This window comes from Paenisporosarcina sp. P4_E4_2 (assembly GCF_056401595.1).
In genome coordinates this window covers 1-3,919 of sequence record NZ_JBFUJC010000297.1, presented here as the reverse complement: position 1 = coordinate 3,919, position 3,919 = coordinate 1, and the positions used below count along the sequence as shown (strand labels likewise).

General features: G+C 43.7%; 2 protein-coding genes. Both read left to right on the top strand.

Translation table 11 applies throughout. The features are described 5' to 3' along the window. Positions 1-175 precede the first annotated feature (175 nt). Positions 176-3,436 carry a DUF7402 domain-containing protein gene (locus tag AC1DSB_RS15805; RefSeq protein WP_477587073.1) on the top strand — a complete coding sequence of 1,087 codons (3,261 nt, stop codon included), beginning with the start codon at positions 176-178 and terminating at the stop codon, positions 3,434-3,436. Between the two features lie 36 nt (positions 3,437-3,472). Further along, positions 3,473-3,619, top strand: a complete 147-nt coding sequence (locus AC1DSB_RS15800; RefSeq protein ID WP_446723148.1) for an Ig-like domain-containing protein — start codon at positions 3,473-3,475, stop codon at positions 3,617-3,619. Positions 3,620-3,919 lie beyond the last annotated feature (300 nt).

Below are 3,919 nucleotides of genomic sequence, written 5' to 3'. Positions count from 1 at the left end.
GGACAACAAGATTCGACGTTAACGGGGTTTCGCCTTCAAAACGCGAATTTTTCCAGCTAAGTGATCAAGTAATATAAAACCCTGATTTTCAACCCCTCTAAGGGACCCCTTAACGGGCTAAGCAAGACGACAAACGGCATATTGAGTATTACAAGAAAAAACAGGAGGATTAATTATGCTATTTCTTAAAAGGCTAAAAAAGTCATTTCTATCACTCATGCTGGTGAATGTAGCCCTGTTGGGTGTAGTAGGCAGTATCTCGGCAGAAAGCTCTGCAGCAGGGGCAGAAAACACTACGGAAGATCCTATCTTCAGCTTCATGTCAATGTCGGACACGCATAGCGATACGGGTAAAACGGCTAAAGCTGTAACGGATGCTAAAAATAATAATGTAAGTGCAATAGTTTTAGCCGGGGATATAACCAATCTCGGGGATAGCGGTGAATATGACGCCATAAGAAATGCTATCGATTCTGTAAAAGATCATCCGCCGGTGTATTATGCAATGGGAAATCATGAATACGATTGGCAGCCGGATTTTAATGTAGCGAAGAACAGATTTATACAAAAGGCAGGAATACCAGAAGAGAAGGTGTATTACCACCGGGAAATACAAGACTATGACTTCATATTTTTAGGGTTTGATAAGAAACCGACCAATTACGCGTATATGTCCGACGAACAGTTAGCCTGGTTTGAAAGCAAGCTTGCTGAAAATGCTGTTCCGGACAAGCCGATTTTTGTGTTCACGCATAATCCTGTTCACCAGACTGTATCCAAGTCATATTCTTCGGATAATTATAATGAAAATTTGGTACAGGAACAGAAGTTCAGAAATATCCTTGAAAAATATCCACAGGTTATTTTAACAACAGGACATCTTCACGACGATACTAAGATAGAAGGCAACATGTACACCAATGGATTCACTGCAGTAAGAGACGGTGCCGTTTTAAATAATCAAGCTATGATTGTTGATGTATATAAAGACAAGTTACATATAAAGGGAAGGGATGTAAATACACAAAAAACCATATGGGAAGGTACTATGAGTCTGCACCCGAATACAACCGGCATGTATGAAGCCGAGGATAGTGTATTCGCATATGCAACCGCTGGCGAAGACATAAATCCGTCCGGCGGAAAGTACGTGAAAATGAACGATGGAAAAGCATATATCGAGTCGCTCAAGGTTGACGGAGGAGCTTCTGGCGGCAACAAAATATTGAAAATCAGGTATGCTACCGATGCTGCCAATGTTACCAAGGGAATATATGTAAATGGAGCCAAAGTACAGACGCTCAGCTTTCCTACTACCGGAAGCATGAGTTCGTATAACGAATTGGTGGTACCTGTTGAGCTGAATCCGGGTCCAAATAACAAGATCGTCATAAAAAGCGATAGCAACGCAGCGGGTGTGAACATAGATAAATTCCAAATTATAGATGGTAACGATCCCAAAAGGATGTGGGGATTTAACGACAATGGCAACGACAGTATCAAGAATGGGTTTAATGCAACTTTGCATGGAAGTGCTGCCTTTGATAAGACGGATAAAATGGAAGGTTCCGCTTCACTCAGCCTGAACGGTGCAGACGGTAATTATGCAAGTACAGATCTTGTATCCAATAAAAAGAACAATCTAACGCTAACAGCCTGGGTGAAGTGGAATGGTGCAACCTCAGGATCTCAACAAATATTGTCCAATGGTGATGGCTTTACCAATGGATATTCCATCGTGTTGGATCATGACCAAGGCGATAAGGTGTCCATTGCAATCAACGGGCAGACGATCCTTGGATCGCAGACTGCTTTGACGGCGGGCCAATGGACCAATATCACGGCGGCAAGAAGAAGCGGCACCTGGGAGCTTTATATCAATGGCAAGAGCACACCGGTAACCAATAATACAACAGCTCCTTATACGCCAACAACGGGAACGTATATCGGTGCAGACAGTAGAGGCCAACAAAGCTTCAATGGACGTATTGATGCAGTAAGGGTTTACAATCAAGCATTGTCTACAGATCAGATCATGGCAATTGCCAACGAGACTTCTAACGTTAAGTTGCAAAGCATCGAAATAACTAAACTGCCAACAAAGTTGAATTACCTGCAGGGAGATGGGCTTAATATAGACGGGCTGGTTGTGACAGGCACTTACAGCGATGGAACAACAAAAGTGGAAAACGTAACGGTTGATAATATTACCGGCTTTAAGTCCTTTCGTATAGGAAAAGTGCAACTGGCTGTGACTCTAGGTGGAAAGACAGCCAGCTTTAATGTAAATATTTTAGATGTATTGCCTGGTTCAGCATTGGTGCCAGGAAGGATAGAAAGTGCAAACTACAATTCGAAACAGGGTGCTGTACTTAGAAATCAACGGATTAATGATGGCGGACCCGCATGGCGAGTGGGTGCTATGGAAATAGGCGACTGGATGGAATATAACGTAGATGTGGCAAAATCGGGATTCTATCAATTAAATTACAAGGTAGCATCAAACGCGGGGTATACGGGAGAGGTTGAATTCCTGGTAGATGGAGTACCTCAAACGAGAACCTCAATCTCAACCGGGGGTCCGACCAACTATGTCATTAAATCCGAAACGGTCAGACTGAGTGAAGGCTCACATAAAATAAGGCTGAATGTAAATGCAGGTTTTTGGGTTTTTCGCTGGTTTGAATTGATAGAAATTCAAGAAAAAAAATTGAACAGCATCACAGTACCTGCTGACATCACAGAGGTGGCAATCGGAACGGCGAAGACAGCGGACGCCCTTGGATTTCCAAAGAAAGTATCCTTGGATACCGATGCAGGCAAGGTGGATAATGCCAATGTGACATGGAATGTAGATGCTTCAAACTATGATCCCACTGCCACGACGGCGCAGACCTTCACTGTAAATGGAACTGTAACTTTGCCAAATGGGGTGGCAAATCCCAATAACGTGCCTTTAACAACAAGCATTAGAGTAACTGTTAATAAGATCCCAGCGTGGACCGCCGCAGTTACCGCTTCATCGTATTACGATGCCGCTCGTTCTCCCGACAAAGTGTTCGATGGCATCATAGGGCAATCGGGCGAATGGGCGTCCAAGGGAGAACAGAATCCATGGATCCAGGTGAATTGGACGACGAATCAAACGATCAGCAAGATTACCTTCTATGATCGGCCCTATTTAGCTGACTGGGCGCCCGGCGGAACACTTACCTTTAGCGACGGAAGCACTGTGACGGTTTCAGGAATCCCGAATGACGGGAGCGCTTATTCTGTAACTTTCCCTGACAAGACGGTGACATGGGTCAAATTCCAGGTATCCGGTGGAAGCGGACCAAATGTCGGTTTGTCGGAAATGAAAATTTTAGCGCCAGTGCTTCCGGCTACGGAGATTAGCGTCCTTGAAACAGAAAGTGTAATACCGAAGACATCGTAGACTTCAAACCGGTTGCCGTGAATACGAGCATAGGCAATACCCGCACTTCCTGCAAAGGTTGAGGCCATATACAATGACGGAACAACAGGGGCAGTGAATGTTGTATGGGAGGAAATCACAGCAGCATGTGCTGCAAGACGCTCAATATTTATTGACACAATTACGATTCGCACAAGGGATTAGATTTAAACTTTGATGAAAAGAGGTCCCGCGGCAAAATATTTGCTGCGGGACGTTCTATATTAAGGCGCTCAATATTTATTGACACAATTACGATTCGCTCCGAGGGATTAGATTTTAACTTTGATGAAAAGAGGTCTCGCTTTGAAACTACGTGCATTCCTGTCCTTGTTCATAGTCACCTTAATATTTTGTGCGAATGCCAGCACTTCATTTGCCCATACCGACAAAAGTAGGGGTTACTCGAATTTAAACATTAAAGGGAAAACGATTGACTATGAACTTTTTCTTGATCAAATAGAC

Coding starts and splice junctions, on each gene's coding strand:
- AC1DSB_RS15805 (WP_477587073.1), top strand. CDS start 176: ATGCTATTTCTTAAAAGGCTAAAAAAGTCATTTCTATCACTCATGCTG.